General features: G+C 55.9%; 20 protein-coding genes. 13 read left to right on the top strand and 7 right to left on the bottom strand.

Annotated elements, in window-relative coordinates:
• Positions 1–159: 159 nt before the first annotated feature.
• From fnr to uspE, 3 genes are all read left to right on the top strand, one after another.
• Complete coding sequence (gene fnr, locus ACJ69_RS05770) at positions 160–912, top strand: fumarate/nitrate reduction transcriptional regulator Fnr (RefSeq protein WP_029740290.1); 753 nt, start codon at positions 160–162, stop codon at positions 910–912.
• Positions 913–1058: 146 nt separating this feature from the next.
• On the top strand, positions 1059–1241 hold the full coding sequence (locus ACJ69_RS05765) for a hypothetical protein (protein ID WP_014883604.1): 183 nt from the start codon (positions 1059–1061) through the stop codon (positions 1239–1241).
• A 109-nt stretch (positions 1242–1350) separates the two neighbouring features.
• A complete protein-coding gene (gene uspE, locus ACJ69_RS05760) occupies positions 1351–2301 on the top strand; it encodes a universal stress protein UspE (protein ID WP_023335478.1) in 951 nt (316 codons plus the stop codon).
• Positions 2302–2421: 120 nt separating this feature from the next.
• On the opposite strand, the gene pntB is transcribed toward uspE, so the two are convergent.
• Together pntB and pntA are read right to left on the bottom strand one after the other, a co-directional pair.
• The gene (gene pntB / locus ACJ69_RS05755; protein ID WP_054829845.1) at positions 2422–3810 is read right to left on the bottom strand and encodes a Re/Si-specific NAD(P)(+) transhydrogenase subunit beta; all 1389 of its coding nucleotides are present in this window, start codon (positions 3808–3810) and stop codon (positions 2422–2424) included.
• A gap of 10 nt (positions 3811–3820) precedes the next feature.
• The gene (gene pntA / locus ACJ69_RS05750; RefSeq protein WP_059346651.1) at positions 3821–5350 is read right to left on the bottom strand and encodes a Re/Si-specific NAD(P)(+) transhydrogenase subunit alpha; all 1530 of its coding nucleotides are present in this window, start codon (positions 5348–5350) and stop codon (positions 3821–3823) included.
• Positions 5351–5885: 535 nt separating this feature from the next.
• Between pntA and ydgH the strand changes: the two genes are divergently transcribed.
• The 3 genes from ydgH (at position 5886) to folM (ending at position 9160) form a co-directional block, all read left to right on the top strand.
• The gene (gene ydgH, locus ACJ69_RS05745; protein WP_024909331.1) at positions 5886–6830 is read left to right on the top strand and encodes a DUF1471 family protein YdgH; all 945 of its coding nucleotides are present in this window, start codon (positions 5886–5888) and stop codon (positions 6828–6830) included.
• Between the two features lie 185 nt (positions 6831–7015).
• Positions 7016–8398, top strand: a complete 1383-nt coding sequence (locus ACJ69_RS05740) for an amino acid permease (protein ID WP_029740292.1) — start codon at positions 7016–7018, stop codon at positions 8396–8398.
• 39 nt (positions 8399–8437) lie between these two features.
• Positions 8438–9160, top strand: coding sequence for a dihydromonapterin reductase (folM, locus tag ACJ69_RS05735; protein WP_059346649.1), 723 nt, complete (start codon positions 8438–8440; stop codon positions 9158–9160).
• On the opposite strand, the gene ACJ69_RS05730 is transcribed toward folM, so the two are convergent.
• Entirely contained in the window at positions 9157–9492 is a 336-nt protein-coding gene (locus ACJ69_RS05730) for a GlpM family protein (protein ID WP_054829846.1), read from the bottom strand. The two genes, folM and ACJ69_RS05730, sit on opposite strands and share 4 nt — an antisense overlap.
• A 128-nt stretch (positions 9493–9620) precedes the next feature.
• Between ACJ69_RS05730 and rstA the strand changes: the two genes are divergently transcribed.
• From rstA to tus, 4 genes are all read left to right on the top strand, one after another.
• Positions 9621–10337: a two-component system response regulator RstA gene (gene rstA / locus ACJ69_RS05725; protein WP_021241154.1), complete on the top strand. Its 717-nt coding sequence runs from the start codon at positions 9621–9623 to the stop codon at positions 10335–10337.
• A 253-nt stretch (positions 10338–10590) separates the two neighbouring features.
• Complete coding sequence (locus ACJ69_RS05720) at positions 10591–10851, top strand: hypothetical protein (protein ID WP_059346647.1); 261 nt, start codon at positions 10591–10593, stop codon at positions 10849–10851.
• Between the two features lie 75 nt (positions 10852–10926).
• A complete protein-coding gene (gene rstB / locus ACJ69_RS05715) occupies positions 10927–12225 on the top strand; it encodes a two-component system sensor histidine kinase RstB (protein WP_047647993.1) in 1299 nt (432 codons plus the stop codon).
• Between the two features lie 73 nt (positions 12226–12298).
• Positions 12299–13228 carry a DNA replication terminus site-binding protein gene (tus, locus tag ACJ69_RS05710; RefSeq protein ID WP_054829862.1) on the top strand — a complete coding sequence of 310 codons (930 nt, stop codon included), beginning with the start codon at positions 12299–12301 and terminating at the stop codon, positions 13226–13228.
• Here the strand turns inward: tus and fumC are convergent, their stop codons facing one another.
• Both fumC and fumA read right to left on the bottom strand, forming a co-directional pair.
• Entirely contained in the window at positions 13229–14623 is a 1395-nt protein-coding gene (gene fumC, locus ACJ69_RS05705; RefSeq protein WP_029740298.1) for a class II fumarate hydratase, read from the bottom strand. It abuts the gene before it with no gap.
• Positions 14624–14762: 139 nt separating this feature from the next.
• Entirely contained in the window at positions 14763–16409 is a 1647-nt protein-coding gene (gene fumA, locus ACJ69_RS05700) for a class I fumarate hydratase FumA (RefSeq protein ID WP_029740299.1), read from the bottom strand.
• Between the two features lie 199 nt (positions 16410–16608).
• On the opposite strand from fumA, the gene manA reads away from it, so the two are divergent.
• Positions 16609–17784 (top strand): mannose-6-phosphate isomerase, encoded by a 1176-nt coding sequence (gene manA, locus ACJ69_RS05695; RefSeq protein ID WP_059346645.1) that lies wholly within the window; start codon positions 16609–16611, stop codon positions 17782–17784.
• Positions 17785–17883: 99 nt separating this feature from the next.
• The gene (locus ACJ69_RS05690; RefSeq protein ID WP_054829847.1) at positions 17884–19425 is read left to right on the top strand and encodes a YdgA family protein; all 1542 of its coding nucleotides are present in this window, start codon (positions 17884–17886) and stop codon (positions 19423–19425) included.
• Positions 19426–19463: 38 nt separating this feature from the next.
• On the opposite strand, the gene ACJ69_RS05685 is transcribed toward ACJ69_RS05690, so the two are convergent.
• Positions 19464–20318: an alpha/beta fold hydrolase gene (locus ACJ69_RS05685; RefSeq protein WP_059346643.1), complete on the bottom strand. Its 855-nt coding sequence runs from the start codon at positions 20316–20318 to the stop codon at positions 19464–19466.
• Positions 20319–20333: 15 nt separating this feature from the next.
• Positions 20334–21314 carry an MBL fold metallo-hydrolase gene (locus ACJ69_RS05680; protein ID WP_059346641.1) on the bottom strand — a complete coding sequence of 327 codons (981 nt, stop codon included), beginning with the start codon at positions 21312–21314 and terminating at the stop codon, positions 20334–20336.
• A 107-nt stretch (positions 21315–21421) separates the two neighbouring features.
• Here ACJ69_RS05680 and ACJ69_RS05675 point away from each other — a divergent pair, with 107 nt between their 5' ends.
• Positions 21422–22318, top strand: a complete 897-nt coding sequence (locus ACJ69_RS05675) for a LysR family transcriptional regulator (protein ID WP_054829848.1) — start codon at positions 21422–21424, stop codon at positions 22316–22318.
• Positions 22319–22320 lie beyond the last annotated feature (2 nt).

Below are 22320 nucleotides of genomic sequence, written 5' to 3'. Positions count from 1 at the left end.
TTCTTCCGGTTAGGCTAAAAATCCATAATCAAGCTGTGGAATTTCAAGAAGATGGCGACACGTTGCCGTCTCTTGTCCTTATTGAGGGTTTGTCAGGCTTACGTACTTACCAAAAAGATGTTAAAATTGACCAATATCAATTAAGGCTTGAGCAAACCTATGATCCCGGAAAAGCGAATTATACGACGCATTCAGTCTGGCGGTTGTGCTATCCATTGCCAGGATTGCAGCATCAGCCAGCTCTGTATCCCGTTTACCCTGAATGAGCATGAACTCGATCAGCTTGATAATATCATCGAGCGCAAAAAGCCTATTCAGAAAGGGCAGACGCTGTTTAAAGCGGGAGACGAACTGAAATCGCTCTATGCTATCCGTTCTGGCACCATCAAGAGCTACACCATCACCGAACAGGGTGATGAGCAGATCACCGGCTTCCATCTGGCGGGCGACCTGGTGGGCTTTGATGCCATCGGCACGGGCCATCACCCGAGCTTTGCTCAGGCACTCGAAACCTCAATGGTTTGCGAAATCCCGTTTGAAACTCTGGACGATCTGTCCGGTAAGATGCCTAACCTGCGTCAGCAGATGATGCGTCTGATGAGCGGTGAGATCAAAGGCGATCAGGACATGATTCTGCTGCTTTCTAAAAAGAACGCAGAAGAGCGCCTGGCCGCGTTTATCTACAACCTCTCCCGCCGCTTCGCCGAGCGTGGCTTCTCGCCGCGTGAATTCCGTCTGACGATGACGCGTGGCGATATCGGTAACTACCTGGGTCTGACCGTGGAAACCATCAGCCGTCTGCTGGGCCGTTTCCAGAAAAGCGGGATGCTGGCCGTTAAAGGTAAATACATCACTATCGAAAACGGTGACGCGCTTGCCGTTCTTGCCGGGCACGCCCGCAACGTGGCGTAACTCTCCGCATGTTGATGACCAGACTGATAAATTCTTGTGATTTATTGGTCTGGTATAATCACTTCCGTTTCAAGATATTTTCACCGCAGCACGTCCCCACACAGCGCCCTAAAGGTTCTCGTTGAGGTTATGAATTGAGAGAAAGTTTGTTTTTCGTTTCAGTCGTGATTGCCTCTGTGACCTTTATCTTCATCTGGATCATGCTTGTCGGCCCGATGAAAGGGGAAGAAAAAACCTACGTCCAGGACTCCACGACCTTTGCGATAGCGGTGATGGTGCTGCTGTTTATTGCGTTTATCGCGGTGACGACCACGGTACTTTTCCTCTGATAATTTTTCATGAATTATTGATCTGGTAAAACCTCCCCTCTGTTTCATTCAGGATATATAGGTTACTCTTTTAATTACAGACTGTGATGACAGTAGTAAGGAGACCTGTATGGCCAAGTATCAAAACATGCTGGTAGCTATCGATCCGAATCAGGACGATCAGCCGGCATTACGACGTGCTGTGTATTTGCATCAACGGATTGGTGGCAAAATCAAAGCGTTTTTGCCGATCTATGACTTCTCGTATGAGATGACCACCCTTCTGTCGCCTGACGAGCGCACCGCTATGCGTCAGGGCGTCATCAGCCAGCGTACCGCGTGGATCCGTGAACAGGCGAAGTATTACCTGGAAGCGGGCGTGCCCATTGATATTAAAGTGGTCTGGCATAACCGACCTTTCGAAGCCATTATCCAGGAGATTGTCGCCGGTGGGCACGACCTGCTGCTGAAGATGGCGCACCAGCACGACAAGCTGGAATCCGTGATTTTCACCCCGACCGACTGGCACCTGCTGCGTAAATGCCCTTGCCCGGTCTGGATGGTGAAAGACCAGCCGTGGCCTGAAGGCGGGAAAGCCGTTGTGGCGGTAAACCTCGCGAGCGAAGAGGATTACCACAATTCGCTAAACGAGAAGCTGGTGAAAGAGACCATCCAGCTTGCCGATCAGGTGAATCATACCGAAGTACATCTGGTTGGCGCCTATCCGGTCACCCCGATTAACATTGCCATTGAGCTGCCTGAATTTGACCCGAGCGTGTACAACGACGCGATCCGCGGCCAGCACCTGCTGGCCATGAAAGCGCTGCGCCAGAAATTCAGCATCGATGAGAAAATGACCCACGTGGAAAAAGGGCTGCCTGAAGAGGTGATCCCGGACCTGGCGGAACACCTGCAGGCGGGGATTGTGGTGCTGGGCACCATTGGCCGAACCGGTATTTCTGCCGCCTTCCTCGGCAATACCGCCGAACAGGTGATCGACCATCTGCGCTGCGACCTGCTGGTCATTAAGCCGGATGAGTACCAGACGCCGGTTGAGCTGGACGATCCTGAAGACGATTAACGCCTGACGCCCGGCAGCGCAGGCTTGCCGGGCCTACAAAACCGTAGGTCGGGTAAGCGTCAGCGCCACCCGGCAATAAAAAAACCGCCGAATTCGGCGGTTTTTTCGTTTCAGCGCAACTTACAGCGCTTTCAGAATCGCATCCACGCTGGCTTTAGCATCGCCGAACAGCATGTGGGTATTCTCTTTGAAGAACAACGGGTTCTGAACCCCGGCATAGCCGGTATTCATGGAGCGCTTAAATACAATCACGTTCTGCGCCTTCCACACTTCCAGAACCGGCATACCGGCGATTGGGCTACCCGGGTCGTCCTGCGCCGCCGGGTTAACGGTATCGTTAGCACCAATGACCAGCACGGTGTCGGTGTCGGCGAAATCATCGTTGATCTCATCCATTTCCAGCACGATGTCGTAAGGCACTTTCGCTTCCGCCAGCAGCACGTTCATGTGGCCAGGCAGACGCCCTGCCACCGGGTGAATACCAAAGCGAACCTTGATGCCACGCGCGCGCAGCTTCTCGGTGATTTCCGCAACCGGATACTGCGCCTGCGCCACCGCCATGCCGTAGCCCGGGGTGATGATCACGGAGTGCGAGTTTTTCAGCATGTCTGCGGTATCTTCCGCAGAAATTTCACGGTGCTCACCCACTTCTTCATCCGCACTGGAAGAAGACCCATCGGTCCCGAAACCACCGGCGATAACGCTGATGAACGAGCGGTTCATTGCCTTACACATGATGTAAGACAGGATCGCACCGGAAGAGCCCACCAGCGCACCGGTGACGATCAGCAGGTCGTTGCTCAGCATAAAGCCTGCCGCCGCTGCCGCCCAACCGGAGTAGGAGTTCAGCATCGAGACAACCACCGGCATATCCGCACCGCCGATGGACGCCACCAGGTGCCAGCCAAACGCCAGCGCGATGATGGTCATTACCAGCAACGCCAGCACCTGCAGACCGACGCTTTCAGTACGCACGAAGACCACCAGCAGTACAAACGACACCACCAGCGCCGCGAGGTTCAGCTTGTGACGGTTTGGCAGCATCAGCGGCTTAGAGGAGATCATCCCGCGCAGCTTGCCGAACGCGACAATGGAGCCGGTGAAGGTCACCGCACCGATGAAGATACCGAGGAACACTTCCGTCAGATGGATGTTCACCAGAATTGGTTCCAGACCCGGTTCGCGATAAAGGTAGCTGTTGAAGCCCACCAGCACCGCCGCCAGACCCACGAAGCTGTGCAGAATGGCAACCAGCTCCGGCATCTCGGTCATTTCAACGCGTTTTGCCAGGCGAATACCAATCGCGCCGCCGATGATCATCGCCACCAGGATCCACGCCACGTTGCCGGTATCCGGCCCGAAGATGGTGGCAATCAGCGCAATCGCCATCCCGGCGATACCAAAGTTATTTCCCTGCTGAGACGTTTCGTGTTTGGAAAGCCCCGCCAGACTGAAAATAAACAGGATTGCAGCAACAATGTATGCGGCTGTCACTAATCCTCCAGACATATGCTACCCCTTAGCCTTTACGAAACATTTTCAGCATGCGCTGAGTCACGGTGAAACCACCGAAAATATTGATACTGGCGATCAGCACCGCGATAAAGCTCAGGAAGCTGATCCAGCCGCCGTGACCAATCTGCAGTAACGCCCCCACAACGATGATCCCGGAGATGGCGTTGGTTACCGACATCAGCGGCGTATGCAGCGCATGGGAGACGTTCCACACCACGTAGTAGCCCACGACGCAGGAGAGCGCGAAGACGGTAAAGTGGCCGAGGAACTCTTTTGGTGCGACGTCAGCCAGCCAGCCGAACAGAATAATCACCAGCGCCATGATCGCGTATTTGCGCCACGGAGAAGCCGGTTTGGCGGGTTCTTTTGGCTCAGGTGCCGCTTTCGTTGCCGCCTGAGGCTGAGCAGAAACCTGAATAGGCGGCGCAGGCCAGGTAATTTCACCTTCACGGACCACCGTGACGCCGCGCACAACAACATCGTCGAAATCAACGGTGACGTTGCCGTCTTTCTCTTTGCAAAGCAGCTTCAGCAGGTTGACAAGGTTAGTGCCGTAGAGCTGGGAAGACTGCGTTGGCAGACGGCCCGGCAGATCGGTATAGCCGATCACCTTCACGCCGTTAGCGGTCGTGGTTACCTGATTTGGAACGGTATATTCACAGTTACCGCCGTTTTGGGCGGCCAGGTCGACAATCACGCTTCCCGGCTTCATGGAGTCAACCATCTCACGGGTAATCAGCTTCGGCGCCGGTTTACCCGGGATAAGCGCGGTGGTGACAATAATGTCGACGTCTTTCGCCTGGGCGGCGAAGAGTTCCATTTCGGCTTTGATAAAGGCTTCGGACATCACCTTCGCGTAACCATCGCCGCTGCCTGCTTCTTCCTTGAAGTCCAGCTCAAGGAATTCGGCGCCCATACTCTGGACCTGTTCCTTTACTTCAGGACGGGTGTCAAAGGCGCGTACGATAGCGCCCAGGCTGTTTGCCGCACCGATTGCGGCAAGGCCCGCCACGCCTGCGCCAATCACCATCACTTTCGCCGGAGGGACTTTACCCGCGGCGGTGATTTGACCGGTAAAGAAGCGACCAAATTCGTGGGCTGCTTCAACAATGGCGCGATAGCCGGCAATGTTTGCCATGGAGCTTAAGGCATCCAGCGACTGCGCGCGCGAAATGCGCGGCACGGAGTCCATCGCCATCACGGTCACGCTGCGGGCCGCCAGCTTCTCCATCAGCTCCGGGTTTTGCGCAGGCCAGATGAAGCTCACCAGGGTCGTCCCCGGATTCAGCAGCGCAATCTCATTCTCTTCCGGTGCGTTGACCTTCAGAATCACCGGCGACTGCCAGACGTCAGCACCGTCGACCACTTCCGCGCCGGCCTGGATAAAGGCCTCGTCATCGAAACTCGCCAGTTTGCCCGCGCCGCTTTCAACCGCGACCGTAAAACCCAGTTTAAGCAGTTGCTCCACCGTTTTCGGTGTTGCCGCTACGCGGGTTTCATTGGCTAACCGTTCTTTTGGTACCCCAATACGCATAGTTTTCCCTTCCATCGGTTTTTGATGATGGTTTATCGATAAATGCCCGCGGTTTGTATCAATTTTCGCCATCGCGCGAGCGACGAGAGATGATTAACCCCGGAAAATAAAACAGTAACAAACTGTCTATAACCTACTGAAAATAGCGCCCGTGATCTACCGCCAGAAAACACTATTTCTTACTTTATCTGTGAAAAATAAGCGATCGGCGTCACTGACAGTGATATTTACCTTAAATTCACTGCCAGAACCGATAAAACGCGCAAGCGAAGCGGTAAAAACATGATATAGCGCCATAAGAGAACAACTTGTTAACATTAAATTAACTTGTAAAAGTCATATGCTTTATCAGTTTTACTTGTCAAACGCGTGTTTTTTCAACATATCACTAAATGTTATCGAATTCGGTGATTCAGTAAGCACAGGCAGTGAAAAATGGCGCAGACAGCGACGGGTTTTAAATGCAATAATCGGGACCGTCTCAAATTAACAACAATACCAGTACATGGTTTGCGCAAGGCGAAGGATCATTTTTATGAAGCTTAAGAACACACTCCTGGCGTCCGCACTTCTTTCCGCGACCGCCCTGTCTGCGAATGCCGCAACAGAGTTAACGCCGGAGCAAGCGGCAGCGTTAAAACCTTTTGACCATACGGTCATTGTGGGTCGTTATAATTCTATTGGCGACGCCGTCGCCGCTGCATCAAAAGCCGCAGATAAAAACGGGGCGGCCTCGTTTTATGTCGTTGACCAGTCCGATTACGGCAACAGCGGTAACCAGCGCGTGACCATTGCGCTGTTCAAAGACAATGCGCCAAAAGCTGACGCACCAAAAAACCGCGTGATCAACGGTGTTGTTGAACTGCCGAAAGATCAGGCGATTGAGCTGGAACCTTACGACACCGTCACCGTTCAGGGCTTCTATCGCAGCCAGCCTGAAGTGAACGATGCCATCACCAAAGCCGCGAAAGAGAAAGGGGCCTACTCTTTCTTCATCGTGCGTCAGGTCGATGCTAACCAGGGTGGCAACCAGCGTATTACCGCGTTCATCTATAAAAAAGATGCGAAAAAACGTGTTCTGCAGAGCCCGGATGCCATCCCGGCGAATTCAGAAGCAGGTCGCGCGGCGATAGCTAAAGGCGGCGAAGAAGCGAAGAAAGTTGAAATTCCAGGCGTAGCAACGACGGCTGCTCCAAGCGCTGAAGTGGGCCGTTTCTTCGAAACGCAGTCCACGAAAGGTGGCCGTTATTCCGTTACGCTGCCGGACGGTACCAAAATTGAAGAGTTGAACAACGCCACTGCAGCGCAGATGGTGCCGTTCGACAGCATCAAGTTTACCGGCAACTATGGCAACATGACGGAAGTCTCTTACCAGGTCGCGAAGCGTGCGGCGAAGAAAGGGGCGAAGTACTACCACATCACCCGCCAGTGGCAGGAACGTGGTAACAACGTGACCATCAGCGCCGATCTGTACAAGTAACAACATCGTTTACGAAAGGCGGCGCAATGCCGCCTTTTTTTGTTACTTTTTTTGAATTTCTGCCTCACGTCATTGCATGCATTCGTTACACTCCGTAAAATCCCGCGCCTTAGTGTGATCCACCATTTTTATGCGCCTGAGCGAAATAATTATTCTGGATTTTGACCTTTCATAACAGGAAGCCAATGGAAAAGAAACTTGGCCTGAGTGCTCTGACTGCACTCGTTTTAAGCTCAATGCTGGGTGCAGGCGTATTCAGTTTGCCGCAAAATATGGCGGCCGTCGCCAGCCCTTCCGCGCTCATCATTGGCTGGGGCATTACGGGTGTCGGCATACTGCTGCTGGCCTTCGCGATGCTGCTGCTCACCCGCATTCGCCCGGATCTGGACGGCGGCATTTTCACCTATGCGCGTGAAGGTTTCGGCGAGCTGATTGGCTTCTGTTCCGCGTGGGGATACTGGCTGTGTGCCGTTATCGCCAACGTCTCCTACCTGGTGATCGTCTTTTCGGCGCTCAGTTTCTTTACCGATACGCCTGAGCTGCGCCTCTTTGGCGACGGGAATACCTGGCAGTCTATTGTGGGCGCCTCGGTGTTGCTGTGGTTCGTCCACTGGCTGGTGTTACGTGGCGTACAAACGGCCGCCAGCATCAACCTGGTGGCGACGCTGGCGAAACTGGTTCCGCTCGGCCTGTTTATCGTTCTGGCCTTTATTGCGTTCCGTATGGACGTTTTCAAGCTTGATTTCAGCGGCGTTGCGCTGGGCGTTCCCGTCTGGGAGCAGGTGAAAAACACGATGCTGATTACCCTGTGGGTGTTCATCGGCGTTGAAGGCGCGGTCGTGGTTTCAGCCCGGGCCAGGAATAAACGCGATGTGGGCCGCGCGACGCTGCTGGCCGTACTGGCCGCGCTCGGGGTCTATCTGCTGGTGACGCTGCTGTCGCTGGGCGTGGTGGCGCGTCCTGAGCTGGCTGAAATGCGTAACCCGTCAATGGCAGGCCTGATGGTGAAAATGCTCGGTCCCTGGGGCGACGTGGTGATTGCCGCAGGGCTGATCGTCTCCGTCTGCGGCGCTTACCTTAGCTGGACCATCATGGCGGCTGAAGTGCCGTTCCTGGCCGCAACGCACAAGGCGTTTCCACGCCTGTTCGCCCGTCAAAACCAAAACAGCGCGCCGTCGGCATCGCTCTGGCTGACCAACATCAGCGTTCAGGTCTGTCTGGTGCTGATCTGGCTCACAGGTTCAGACTATAACACCCTGCTGACCATCGCCTCGGAGATGATTCTGGTACCCTATTTCTTAGTGGGTGCGTATCTGTTAAAAATTGCCACACGCCCGGCGCATTATGTCGTGGGTGTCGGAGCCTGTATTTACGGCCTGTGGTTGTTGTATGCTTCCGGGCCTATGCATCTGCTGCTGTCGGTGGTGCTGTACGCACCGGGTCTGCTGGTGTTTATCTATGCCCGCCGCACGCATCAGCTGGAGAACGCGCTGAAACGCCGTGAAATGGCATTAATTGGACTGTTACTGGTTGCTGCCCTGCCGGCAACCTGGATGTTAATGGGTTAGCATCGCCTTTCCCATTGTTGAACTGTAAAGGAGAATACGATGGGAAATGCACCGCTTCGCCCAATACTGATTACCGGTGGAGGCCGCCGTATCGGCCTCGCCCTCGCCCATCACTTTCTCAACCTTCGCCATCCGGTCATTGTCAGCTACCGTACGGAATACCCGTCGATTGAAGGGTTACGCAAAGCCGGGGCGGTCTGCATTCAGGCTGATTTTTCGACCGATGAAGGCATTCTGACTTTCGCGGAAAAGGTAAAAGCCACCACGACGGGACTGCGCGCCGTGATCCATAACGCCAGCGCATGGCGAGCCGAAAAACCCGGTACGTCACTCAGCGAAACGCTCTCCGCCATGCTGCAGATCCACGTCAATGCGCCTTATCTGCTTAACCACGCTTTGCAGGACCTGCTGCGCGGCCATGGGCACGCGGCAGGCGACATTATTCACTTCACCGATTATGTGGTGGAGCGCGGCAGCGAAAAGCACATCGCCTACGCGGCCAGTAAAGCCGCGCTGGATAATATGACGCGCTCGTTCGCCCGCAAGCTCGCGCCCGAGGTGAAGGTGAACGCCATCGCCCCGGCGATGATTTTGTTTAACGAAAACGATGATGCGGAGTATCGCCAGCAGGCGCTGAATAAGTCGCTCATGAAAATCGCCCCGGGCGAGAAAGAGGTCATCGATCTTGTGGATTACCTCCTGACCAGCTGCTACGTCACGGGCAGAACCTTTGCCGTGGACGGCGGACGACCGCTGCGCTAGTGAAAGCGGCTCCAGAAGAAAATTAACACCCAGGCGCTGAGTCCCCAGCAGGCCACCGCCCCGCTCAGCGCCAGGGGAAGACGCAGAAAACCGGTGAAATACCACAGCGAAAGCAGGTAGAGAAAATACGGAATGATAGACCACATGCCAAACACGATGGTCGTACGTAACGCTTCCGTACCCCGCTCAGAAGCCACGATATAGTGGGCAATCAGCGCAAAGGTCGGGAACAGCGGGATTAGCCCGGCAATATAGTAGTTTTTCGTTTTTGCCAGAATGCCAATCAGTAACACCACCATCGCGCCCAGTGCGGCTTTAATCACCAGCCCCATACTTTTCCCTATAACAATCAAGTAACAATAAGAGCCAGAATAACGGAACCGGCGTTAATTTTGAAAGATTAATGGAAGGTTAAGGTTTCGCGGTGTATGTTGGCTTTTTTCACGAAAACAGACGCTGTATGAATAAGATTGTTTATGTTGAAGACGAACCCGAGGTCGGGCAACTGATCGCCGCCTATCTGGGTAAACATGATATGGACGTCATTGTTGAACCTCGCGGCGATCGTGCCGAAGAGGTGGTCGTCCGTGAAAACCCGGATCTGGTGCTGCTGGATATCATGTTGCCAGGCAAAGACGGCATGACGCTTTGCCGTGACCTGCGCGCCCGTTGGGAGGGCCCTATCGTCCTGCTCACCTCACTGGACAGCGATATGAACCACATTTTGTCGCTGGAGATGGGCGCCAATGACTACATTCTGAAAACCACGCCGCCTGCCGTCCTGCTTGCCCGCCTGCGCCTGCATTTGCGCCAGCACGCCAGCATCGAACGCGAAGCGCCCGCGCCGTCTCTGACGCCGCACAAAGCGATGCGCTTCGGTACGCTGTCTATTGACCCCATTAACCGCCAGGTGCTGCTTTCCGGCGAGCTTATCGCCCTCTCCACCGCAGATTTTGACCTGCTGTGGGAGCTGGCAACGCACGCCGGGCAAATCATGGACCGCGACGCGCTGCTGAAAAACCTGCGTGGCGTGAGCTATGACGGCATGGACCGCAGCGTTGACGTAGCAATTTCGCGTCTGCGCAAAAAGCTGCAGGATAACGCTACCGAGCCCTACCGCATTAAAACCGTGCGTAACAAGGGTTATCTGTTTGCCCCGCACGCCTGGGAAACCTGATTCCGTTATCTGGCTAGCATAACGTGCGCGAAATGAAGGCGTTACACAGCGATGTCCTCTCTTTCGCGCGTTTATTTTTACGTTTGCGCAACAATTAACTTGCTAAGCACGCGAACTATCCCATAATTAAATCTTCATCCATCCTTTCTACAGCCAGCACTGCCCCGACGACATGCAGACTCTTTTTTCACCGTGAAGCTCTCACGATACCTTTCCCATAAAATCTTGAAATGAGGATTTAAGCCCATGAAATATGTATAGCTACAGTCAGGCAGAAGCCATCAAGACCAATCTTGAATGGATTGTTAATCAGGCTGCGCTTAGCCATTCCTCCCCCTCACGCGCCGATCAAAAAGCGCTCTTTGATCTCCTTGAACTCATCCAGACTTACGAAATTCTCCTGGATTTAATTAACGAATTTGGGACCGATGTGATTGATATGCACATTGCGGAAGGACTGGCCGTAACGGAAACACTCATCGCCAAGGTAAAAAACAGCGCGAAAGCCATGTAACACGCTTCACAGACATGAAAATATCGACGGGTTTTCATGTATATTCTGCACAAAGCGTTTCTTCGGTGAGATCCAATGAAAAAGCTGTTTGTGCAGTTTTATCTTTTGCTGTTTGTCTGCTTCCTGGTCATGACCATGCTGGTCGGGCTGGTCTATAAATTCACCGCCGAACGTGCGGGCAGGCAGTCGCTGGACGATCTGATGAAAAGCTCGCTCTATCTGATGCGCAGCGAGCTGAGAGAGATCCCGCCGCACGACTGGGCGAAAACCCTGAAAGAGCTGGATCTGAACCTGTCGTTCGATTTACGCATCGAGCCGTTAAAAGATTTTGAGCTGGACCCGCCCGCCATGCAGCGCTTGCGCGACGGGGACATCGTCGCGCTGGATGAGAAATACACCTTTATCCAGCGCATTCCGCGCAGCCATTACGTGCTGGCCGTCGGGCCGGTGCCCTATCTCTATTATCTGCACCAGATGCGTCTGCTGGACATGGCGCTGATGGCCTTTATCGCCATTTCGCTCGCGTTTCCGGTCTTTATCTGGATGCGCCCCCACTGGCAGGACATGCTGAAGCTGGAATCCGCCGCGCAGCGTTTTGGCGAGGGGCATTTTACCGAACGCATCCACTTCGACAGCGGTTCCAGCTTTGAACGCCTGGGCGTGGCCTTTAACCAGATGGCCGATAACATCAATGCCCTTATCGCCAGTAAGAAGCAGCTGATCGACGGGATTGCCCACGAGCTGCGCACGCCGCTGGTTCGCCTGCGCTATCGTCTGGAGATGAGCGAGAATCTGACGGAAGCGGAGTCTCAGGCGCTTAACCGCGATATCGGCCAGCTTGAAGGGCTGATTGAGGAGCTGCTGACCTATGCGCGCCTCGATCGCCCGCAAAACGAGCTGAACCTCAGCACGCCGGACCTTCCCGCCTGGCTGCAAACCCACATCGATGACGTTCAGAGCGTGAACCCGCAGCGCACGCTGTTAACACGCGTCACGCCGGGTGATTACGGCGCGCTCGATATGCGCCTGATGGAGCGCGTGCTGGACAATCTTATGAACAACGCTATGCGCTACAGCGAAAGCACGCTACAGATTGGGCTGGATTTGCAGGGCAATCAGGCCAGCCTGACGGTAGAGGATGACGGGCCGGGGATCGCCCCGGAAGCGCGAGAAACCGTGTTTGAACCATTTGTCCGCCTCGACCCCAGCCGCGATCGCGCCACCGGCGGATGCGGCCTGGGGCTGGCGATTGTCTACTCTATCGCGCAGGCGATGGGCGGCACGGTGCATTGCGAAGAGAGCGAGCTCGGCGGCGCGCGCTTCTGCTTTAGCTGGCCGGTGTACCATAACATCGCCCTTCCCGTCCCTGCCTGACCTCAACCGCACGCTGGCCTGACCCGGCGTGCTGTGCTATATGATAAGTATGTTGTAACTAATGAGAGTGTTTATGGCGACCTACGATCTCCTCGAACGGCTGAACAGCACGTTTCGGGAAATAGAACACGAGCTCCTGACCCTGACCGAACGTTTGCAGGCCTGCCGCCTGCTGGCCGCGCGCGTCTTTACCCTGCCCGAGGTGGCTAAAGGGGCCGAGCACGACCCGCTGGACGCCATCGAGGTTGAACAGCACATCGGCAGCGCGGCCCTTGAGCTGGCGCTGAAGCACTATCGCCGCCTGTTTATCCAGCAGCAGTCAGAAAACCGCAGCAGTAAGGCGGCCGTGCGTCTGCCCGGCGTGATCTGCCTGCAAACCGATGCGACAACGCGCGACGCGCTGGAAAGCCAGATTACCCATATCAACGCCCTGAAAGCGGCCTTTGAAAAGATCATCACCGAAGAGTCCAGCCTCGCCCCTGCCGCCCGGTTTGAATGGGTGCACCGACAGCTTCCGGGGCTGATTACCCTGAACGCCTATCGCACGCTGACGGTACTGCGTCACCCCGCCACGCTGCGCTTCGGCTGGGCGAATAAGCACATCATTAAAAACTTCACCCGCGATGAGATTCTGGCGCAGCTGGAGAAAAGCCTGAAGACGCCGCGCACCGTCGCGCCGTGGTCGCGTGAACAGTGGATTGAGCGCCTGGAGCAGGAGTATCACAGCATCGCCTCGCTGCCGGCGGACACGCGCCTCAAGATAAAGCGCCCGGTGAAGGTGCAGCCTATCGCCCGCGTCTGGTATTCCGGACAGCAAAAACAGGTTCAGTATGCCTGTCCGACACCGCTGATTGCGCTTTATGACGCCGATCGGGGGGCCATCGTGCCGGATATTGGTGAGCTTTTGAATTACGATGCGGACAATGTCCAGCACCGTTACAGACCTCAGGCGCAGCCGCTGCAGCTGATTATTCCGCGGCTGCACCTGTACGTGGCGGGATGACTATTTCAGGCTGCCGACCATCGCTTCCGGGCGAACCCAGGCGTCGAACTCTGCCTCCGTGAGATAGCCCAGCGCCAGGGCGGAGGCTTTCAGCGTCAGCCCCTCTTTATGCGCTTTTTTAGCGATCTCGGCGGCTTTGTCGTAGCCGATATGGGTATTCAGCGCCGTCACCAGCATCAGGGATTCATTGAGCAGCTGGCTGATACGCTCGCGATTCGGCTCAATGCCTACCGCACAGTGCTCGTTAAAGCTCTCCATTCCGTCCGCCAGCAGACGAATTGATTGCAGAACGTTGTGGATCACCATCGGGCGATAGACGTTCAGCTCGAAGTTGCCGGACGCACCGCCCAGGTTGACGGCCACGTCGTTGCCCAACACCTGACAGCAGAGCATGGTCATGGCTTCGCACTGGGTCGGGTTCACTTTACCCGGCATGATGGAGCTGCCCGGCTCGTTTTCCGGAATGCTGATTTCACCGATGCCGCAGCGCGGACCCGAGGCCAGCCAGCGCACGTCGTTGGCGATTTTCATCAGCGAGGCCGCCAGCCCTTTCAGCGCGCCGTGGGTGTGGACCAGCGCATCGCAGGTCGCCAGCGCTTCAAACTTATTGGGCGCCGTGACGAACGGCTGCCCGGTGATGTTTGCCAGCTCCTCCGCCACGCGTACCGCGTATTCTGGATGGGTGTTTAACCCGGTCCCGACCGCCGTCCCGCCGAGCGCCAGCTCCGCCAGATGCGGCAGGCTGTACTCAATATGCTTCAGGTTATGTTCCAGCATCGCCACCCAGCCGGAAATCTCCTGGCCGAGCGTCAGCGGCGTGGCGTCCTGCAGGTGCGTACGGCCAATTTTGACGATGTCGCGGAAGGCCTGCGCTTTCTCGTTGAGCGTGGATTTCAGCACGTTGAGCTGCGGAATAAGCTGCTCGCGGATAGCAATCACCGCCGCCACGTGCATCGCCGTCGGGAAAACGTCGTTAGAACTCTGGCTTTTGTTGACGTCATCGTTCGGATGGACCTTACGCTCCATGCCGCGCACGCCGCCCAGCAGTTCGCTGGCCCGGTTCGCCAGCACTTCGTTCATGTTCATGTTGCTCTGGGTGCCGGAACCGGTCTGCCAGATGGCGAGGGGGAATTCATCGGGATGCTTACCCGCCAGCACTTCGTCGGCGGCGTTGATGATGGCGGTCGCTTTGTCTGCCGTCAGCAGGCCTAAATCCTGGTTCACTTTCGCGGCGGCGCGTTTGGTGAGCGCCAGCGCCTGAATCAGCGAGACGGGCATTTTTTCGGTCGAAATACGGAAGTGCTCCAGCGAACGCTGGGTTTGCGCGCCCCATAGCTTGTCGGCCGGGACGTCGATGGCGCCCATCGAATCTTTCTCATGGCGTACCGTGGTCATTACTTTCTCCTTGATAACAAAAGAGGGATTGCTCACATGCTTAAGGGATAAGTATTGATGACTTCTGAGAAACGATATGGCGCTTTGTGCGCTCTTATTGGTGTCGGGTGGCGCTGGCGCCACCCGACAATTTACAGAATTACTTCACGCACGCCGAACACTGGGACGACTGGATCTGCTTGAAGAAGTCGTTGCCTTTGTCATCCACCAGGATAAACGCCGGGAAGTCTTCCACTTCAATTTTCCAGATCGCTTCCATACCCAGTTCCGGGTATTCCACGCACTCCAGGCTCTTTATGCTGCCCTGCGCCAGAACCGCTGCCGGGCCGCCGATGCTGCCGAGGTAGAAGCCGCCGTGCTTGTGGCAGGCATCCGTCACCTGCTGGCTGCGGTTGCCTTTCGCCAGCATGATCATGCTGCCGCCGTTGGCCTGCAGCTGGTCAACGTACGAGTCCATACGCCCTGCGGTGGTTGGGCCTAACGAGCCGGACGCGTAGCCTTCAGGCGTTTTTGCCGGGCCTGCGTAGTAGATCGGATGATCTTTAATGTACTGCGGCAGCCCTTCGCCGTTGTCCAGACGCTCTTTCAGCTTCGCGTGCGCGATGTCGCGGCCCACGATGATCGTGCCGTTCAGCGAGAGACGGGTCGAGACCGGATACTGCGAAAGCTGCGCCAGAATCTCTTTCATCGGACGGTTCAGGTCGACGCGAACCGCTTCACCCTCACCCGCTTTACGCAGCTCTTCCGGGATGTATTTGCCCGGGTTGTTTTCCAGTTTTTCGATCCACACGCCTTCACGGTTGATCTTCGCCTTGATGTTGCGATCCGCAGAGCAGGACACGCCCATCCCGACCGGACAGGAGGCACCGTGACGCGGCAGACGTATCACGCGCACGTCGTGGGCAAAGTATTTGCCGCCAAACTGCGCGCCGAGGCCCAGATTGCGAGCTTCTTCCAGCAGTTCCTGCTCAAGCTGTACGTCGCGGAACGCCTGGCCGTGCTCGTTACCTTCGGTAGGCAGGCCGTCGTAGTATTTGGTTGAGGCCAGCTTGACGGTTTTCAGCGTACTCTCCGCCGACGTACCGCCGATCACAAACGCGATATGGTACGGCGGGCACGCCGCGGTGCCGAGGGTGCGCATCTTCTCAACCAGGTAGTTCTTCAGCTTGCCCGGGGTGAGCAGCGCCTTGGTTTCCTGGTAGAGGTAGGTTTTGTTGGCCGAACCGCCGCCCTTGGCGATACAGAGGAATTTGTACTCGTCACCGTCGACGCTGTAGAGATCGATCTGGGCAGGCAGGTTGGTGCCGGTGTTGACCTCTTTGTACATATCCAGCGCCGCGTTTTGCGAATAGCGCAGGTTATCTTCGGTGTAGGTGTTGTAGACGCCGTGCGCCAGGGCCGCTTCGTCACCGCCACCGGTCCAGACGCGCTGGCCCTTTTTGCCGACGATGATCGCCGTACCGGTGTCCTGACAGGTAGGCAGAACACCTTTCGCGGCGATGTCTGAGTTACGCAGGAACTGCAGGGCAACGTATTTATCGTTTTCGCTGGCCTGCGGGTCGCTCAGGATATCGGCAACCTGCTGCTGGTGCGCTGGGCGGAGCATAAACGAGGCGTCGTGGAAAGCGTGCTGCGCCAGCAGCGTCAGCGCCTGCGGATCAACCTTGAGGATCTCTTGTCCTTCAAACTCAGAGACGGAGACGTGATCGCGGGTTAACAGGTAATACTCGGTCCGATCCTTACTGAGGGGGAAAGGATCCTGATAATGGAAGGGTTTATTCGACATTGGTCTCTCACTTACTGCTTCGGTCTGTTTATTCAGGGCAGATGTTCCGCTGCCCGGCTTAAAAGCGAGTCAGCTTATCCTACACAATTTTTTAACAAAAACTGAGACTAGTACGACTTTTTACATCCACAGGTTACTTCCATGAGGTTTATTGCTTTAATACCCGGAGTTAATTCCATAATTGAATCAGGGCTTGATAATGCAAAAACTCATTAACTCAGTGCAAAACTACGCCTGGGGAAGTAAAACTGCGTTAACGGATCTCTACGGTATCGCGAACCCGAACAACCTGCCGATGGCAGAACTGTGGATGGGTGCGCACCCGAAGAGCAGCTCAAAAATTGAAGACGCCAGCGGCCAGGTACGCAGCCTGCGTGACGTGATTGATGCCGATAAAGCCGCGCTGCTGGGCGACAAGGTGGCTCAGCGCTTCGGCGAACTGCCGTTCCTGTTTAAGGTGCTGTGCGCCGACCAGCCGCTCTCCATTCAGGTTCACCCGAACAAGAAAGCCTCTGAAATCGGCTTTGCGAAAGAGAACGCGGCGGGTATTCCGTTAGACGCAGCCGAGCGTAACTACAAAGATCCTAACCACAAGCCGGAGCTGGTCTTTGCGCTGACCCCGTTCCTGGCGATGAACGCGTTCCGCGAGTTTTCAGAGATCGTTTCCCTGCTGCAACCGGTCGCGGGTGCCCACAAGGCTATCGCCCACTTCCTTGAAAACCCGAACGCGGACGCGCTGAGCCAGCTGTTTGCCAGCCTGCTGAATATGCAGGGTGAAGAGAAATCTCACGCGCTGGCGGTGCTGAAAGCGGCTCTGGGCAGCCAGCAGGGTGAACCGTGGGAGACCATCCGCCTGATCTCCGAATTCTACCCGGACGACAGCGGCCTGTTCTCCCCTCTGCTGCTGAACGTGGTGAAGCTGAACCCGGGCGAAGCGATGTTCCTGTTTGCCGAAACCCCGCACGCCTACCTGCAGGGCGTGGCGCTGGAGGTGATGGCCAACTCCGATAACGTGCTGCGCGCGGGCCTGACGCCGAAATACATCGATATTCCTGAGCTGGTTGCCAACGTGAAGTTCGTGGCGAAACCTGCCGCGGAGCTGCTGACTCAGCCGGTGAAAAACGGCGCAGAGCTGGACTTCCCGATTCCGGTTGAGGATTTTGCCTTCTCCCTGCACGACCTGAGCCAGGCCGAAACCGCCATCGCGCAGGAAAGCGCGGCGATTCTGTTCTGCGTGGAGGGCGAAGCGACGCTGCGCAAAGGCGAACAGCGCCTGGTGCTTAAGCCCGGTGAGTCAGCATTCGTTGCAGCCAATGAATCTCCGGTCAGCGTAAACGGCACCGGTCGTCTGGCGCGCGTTTTCAATAAGCTTTAAGCACTTACTGAATTTTTTAACAACTCTTGCTAAGCTAGTTGCAGGCTTAATATCTCCAGGCGGTTTTTACCGCCTGGTTTCATTTTAGGGATAGTCGCAATGAAAAAATCGGTCGTAGCGGTTGGAGTGATTGTAGCGTTAGGCGTGGTCTGGACGGGTGTCTCCTGGTTTACCGGGAAACAGCTGGAAGGCCGTCTGGCTGAGATGGTGGCGCAGGCTAACGGAGAGATTAAGCGCAGCGCGCCGGAGGCGGGCCTTGAGCTGAGCTACCAGAATTATCATCGCGGCGTGTTTACCAGCCGTATGCAGCTGGTGGTGAAGCCGGTTGCCGGTGCTGAAAACGGCTGGCTGAAACCGGGCCAGAGCGTGGTGCTGGACGAGGTGGTGAGCCACGGCCCGCTACCGCTGGCGCAGCTGAAGTCCTTTAACCTGATCCCGTCGATGGCTTCTGTTCATACCGTGCTGGTGAATAACGACGTCACCAAACCGCTGTTTGACCTGGCGAAGAATGAGTCGCCTTTCGACATCAATACCCGAATTAGCTATGCCGGTGACACAAGTTCCGATATTGCCCTGAAAGCGCTGAACTACGAGAAAGAGAATGAGAAAGTCGCCTTCAGCGGCGGTCACTTCAAACTCGATGCTGACCGCGACGGAAACGTGTTCTCCCTGACGGGTGAAGCGGAAAGCGGCCTGGTCAATGCCGTGAACGAATATAACCAAAAGGTTCAGCTAACCTTCAACAACCTGAAAGCCGACGGCAACAGCCGAATGACCGATTTCCAGGAGCGTATCGGCGATCAAAAACTGTCTCTCGACAAGGTTGCCATTGCGGTTGAAGGAAAAGAGATGGCCGTGCTGGAAGGTATGGACGTCATCGGCAAATCCGACGTTTCCAAAGACGGTAAAAGCATTAACACGCAGCTGGATTACACGCTGAAGAGCCTGAAGGTGCAGAATCAGGATCTGGGCACCGGCAAACTGTCGCTGAAGATCGGCAATATCGACGGCCAGGCGTGGCACGAGTTTAGCCAGAAATACAGCAAAGAGAGCCAGGCGCTGCTGACCGATGCCGCGCTGCAGCAGAACCCTGAGGTATATCAGCAGCAGGCGATGGCGGTGCTGTTCAACAACCTGCCTGTCCTGCTGAAAGGCGAGCCGGTGATAACCGTTGCGCCGCTGAGCTGGAAAAACAGCAAAGGCGAAACCAGCTTCAACCTGTCTCTGTTCCTGAAAGATCCGGCAACCGCAACGGGTGAACCGCAGACGCTGGCGCAGGAAGTGGATCGCAGCGTGAAGTCGCTCGACAGCAAGCTGACCATCCCGATGGATATGGCGACCGAGTTTATGACCCAGATTGCGAAGCTGGAAGGTTACGGCGATGAAGACGCCGGCAAGCTTGCGAACCAGCAGGTGAAAGGCCTGGCGGCCATGGGCCAGATGTTCCGCATCACTAAAGTGGAAAACAACACGATTTCCACCAGCCTGCAGTACGCCAACGGCCAGGTCACGCTCAACGGCGACAAGATGCCGCTGGAAGACTTCGTCGGCATGTTTGGTATGCCGACGCTGGGGATGCCGGAACCGGCAGCACCGGCAGCACCGGCAGCACCAGCCGAACCGGCGGCACCGCAGCAGTAAACGTCAAAACCCCTCGCATGAGGGGTTTTTATTGCCCGCTAACTTTTCCATCCAGCAAGGAAATCCAGCAGAAGCGTGTTCACTTTCTCTGGCTGCTCCTCCTGCGGCAGATGGCCGCACTCATCAATACCCTGCGCCCGAAGGTTCTCCGCCATTTCTGCCCAGACGCTTTCCATATCGAAAAGCTTGCCGACCGCATGAAAATCATTACCCCACAGCGACATTACCGGGCAGGTGATTTTCACCTCAGCGTCAGCCATATCCTGCGCCACATCCTCTGCGTTGGCGCGATAGTCAGCCATAGCGCCACGCACGGCACCCGGCGCCTGATACGCCCGAACATAAGTGTCAAACGCCTCGTCGCTAATGGTCGACGGATTGTAGGTCCAGTCCGAGAAAAAGTGGCGTAGCCAGATATGCTCCCGACCCGCAATCAGCGCTTCCGGCAGGTCTGGCACAAGATGAAACAGGAAGAACCAGTACGCACGCGCAATCGACGCATTCAGATCGCGCGCCACAATACGCGTTGGCACGTTATCCATCACCACTAGTCGATCCACCAGCTCAGGGTAATCTTTTGCAAACCGCGTCGCGACGCGCGCCCCGCGATCGTGCCCCACCAGCACCACTTTCTGTAAACCCAGCACACGCATCAGTTCCCGGATGTCCCGCGCCATGTTGCGCTTATCATAGCCAGAAGCAGGTTTATCCGTTTCGCCATACCCGCGTAAATCCGGCGCAATCACACGATAGTGTCGGGACAAAACGGGTATCTGGTACCGCCAGGCATAGTTTGTTTCTGGAAAACCATGCAGAAGAATAACCGGTGCGCCTTCACCCTCTTCTACGACGAACTGTCGGATACCGTTCGCCGTTACGGTGTAACTTTTCATGCTCGTCACCTCACTTTATTTCAGCAGAGGCACGTTGGCCGCACGTTGATAAGGACCGTAATTGACAGGATTCCAGCTATAGCCCTGCTGCCCGGAAGTGATATGCCCGATACCAGGGAAAGGCAGATGCGCTGCGGCCATCCACTCACCGTCTTTTGCCAGCGCGTTAAACTCCTGCGCCCTGGATGAGATGGCTTTTTTCGGATCGACATCAAAGCGAATAGACACTTCAGGGTGCGGGAACTGGACGGCAGGAGCATGAATCAAATCCCCAATGAAGTTGATAGCCGTCCCCTGCGACGCGAAGCGATAAACGGTGCTGCCTGGCGTATGACCAATGGCATATGACGTCTGGACTTCCGGGACAGGCGAAGCTGGCGGGACGAAGGTTTTAAAGTGTCCGGCGGCTTTATACGCGGACAGCGCATGCCTGGCGATAGCGAAATACTCCTTCGCATTAGCCGGCGCGCTCGCTTCTTTTGCGGGGTCAAGCCAGTAGTCGGCCTCCCCCTGCGGTACGTAGACGGTGGCATTGGGGAACAACGCCTTACCCTCCGCATCGCTCAGGCCGCACACGTGGTCAAGATGCAGGTGGGTCAGGAAAATGGTATCAACCTGCTCGGGACGATACCCTGATGCGTTCATATTGCTGACCAGCTGGCCGGCCGTTTCCGCCATGCAGTGGCCACCCCCGCTGTCAATCATGACCAGGTGTTTACCGGTATTCACCAGAAAGGCGTTAAAGGCGGTAGGCATGCGTTCGGCATCAATTTTGTGTTGAGCCAGCAGTTCGCGAACCTTGTCCCCTGAGAGCCCGTGTAGTAAGGCAGGCGAAAGATCGTTATAGCCGTCGAACAGCGCCGTCACCTCATATTCCCCGACTGCCAGACGATAATAGCCCGGCACCTGCTGTTTCACCTGCGCCGGGGCATCTGCCCACGATGTGCTTGCCAGGAGCAGGCCGCTGAGCGCCAGAACCGTTTTCAACTTTTTCATCTTCACTCCAGATTGATATTTTTCAGGTTGTGAAGAGACTATGGCAGCGTAACGATAAATAATGTAGATATGTACTTTGTTAAGTCAGCATAACGAAAATCGATACAATGAAACTGGAAGACGTTGAAGTGTTTGTCGAAGCCGTCAAGGCGGGTAGCCTGGCGGGCGCCGCGCGTCGGCTCTCTGTGAGCGCCATGGCGGCATCACGCTCTCTTAATAATCTTGAGGCTGAACTGGGGGTCAGGCTGGTTCACCGCACCACGCGTTCCCTCTCACCCACCAGCGACGGGGCCGTTTTTTTGCCCCATGCGCAGGCGTTGCTGGAAGATAAAAATAACGCGCTGGCCGATCTGTTTCCCGAGGGGACGCATCTTTCCGGACGTCTGCGCATTACCGCCTCAGCGGGGTTTGGCCGTAAGATTGTTGCTCCCATGCTGACCCGGTTCATGCAGCAACATCCCGCCCTGCAGGTCGATTTACTCGCCACCGACGAACAGGTTGATATTGTCGGAAAAGGCATAGACGTGGCGTTACGCATTGCGCCGCTGCGCGATAACCGGCTGGTTGCCCATCGCCTGTGTCACAACCCTCGCGATCTCTGCGCCAGCGCGGCGTATCTTGCCGCGAATGGCTATCCAAAATCGTTTAACGATCTGGCGGCACACAGCTGTCTGACCACGTCAGATTCCGTCCACTGGTCATTCGAACAGGGCGAACAGCACTACAAACAAAAGGTGTCGGGCCGATTCTCCGCGAACTCTATTGAGGCAATTTTCGAAGCCTGCCTGGGAGGGTTGGGGATCGCCAATTTATCCCGCTGGTACGTAGAGCCGGCGTTCAGAGAGGGTAAACTCGTGCGGATCGTCCTGGAGGACGCTCAGCCGGAATCGCTGGCCGTTTGGGCGGTTTACCCGACCTCCCGGCTGATCCCGGCAAAAGTACGAAAGTTTGTGGAAGCGCTGGAAGCCGAACTGTTGCTCAATCCGCTAACGCAACCCACCTGATA

This window comes from Enterobacter asburiae (assembly GCF_001521715.1).
GTDB lineage: Bacteria > Pseudomonadota > Gammaproteobacteria > Enterobacterales > Enterobacteriaceae > Enterobacter > Enterobacter asburiae.
This window is presented reverse-complemented; position numbering and strand designations above follow the sequence as displayed.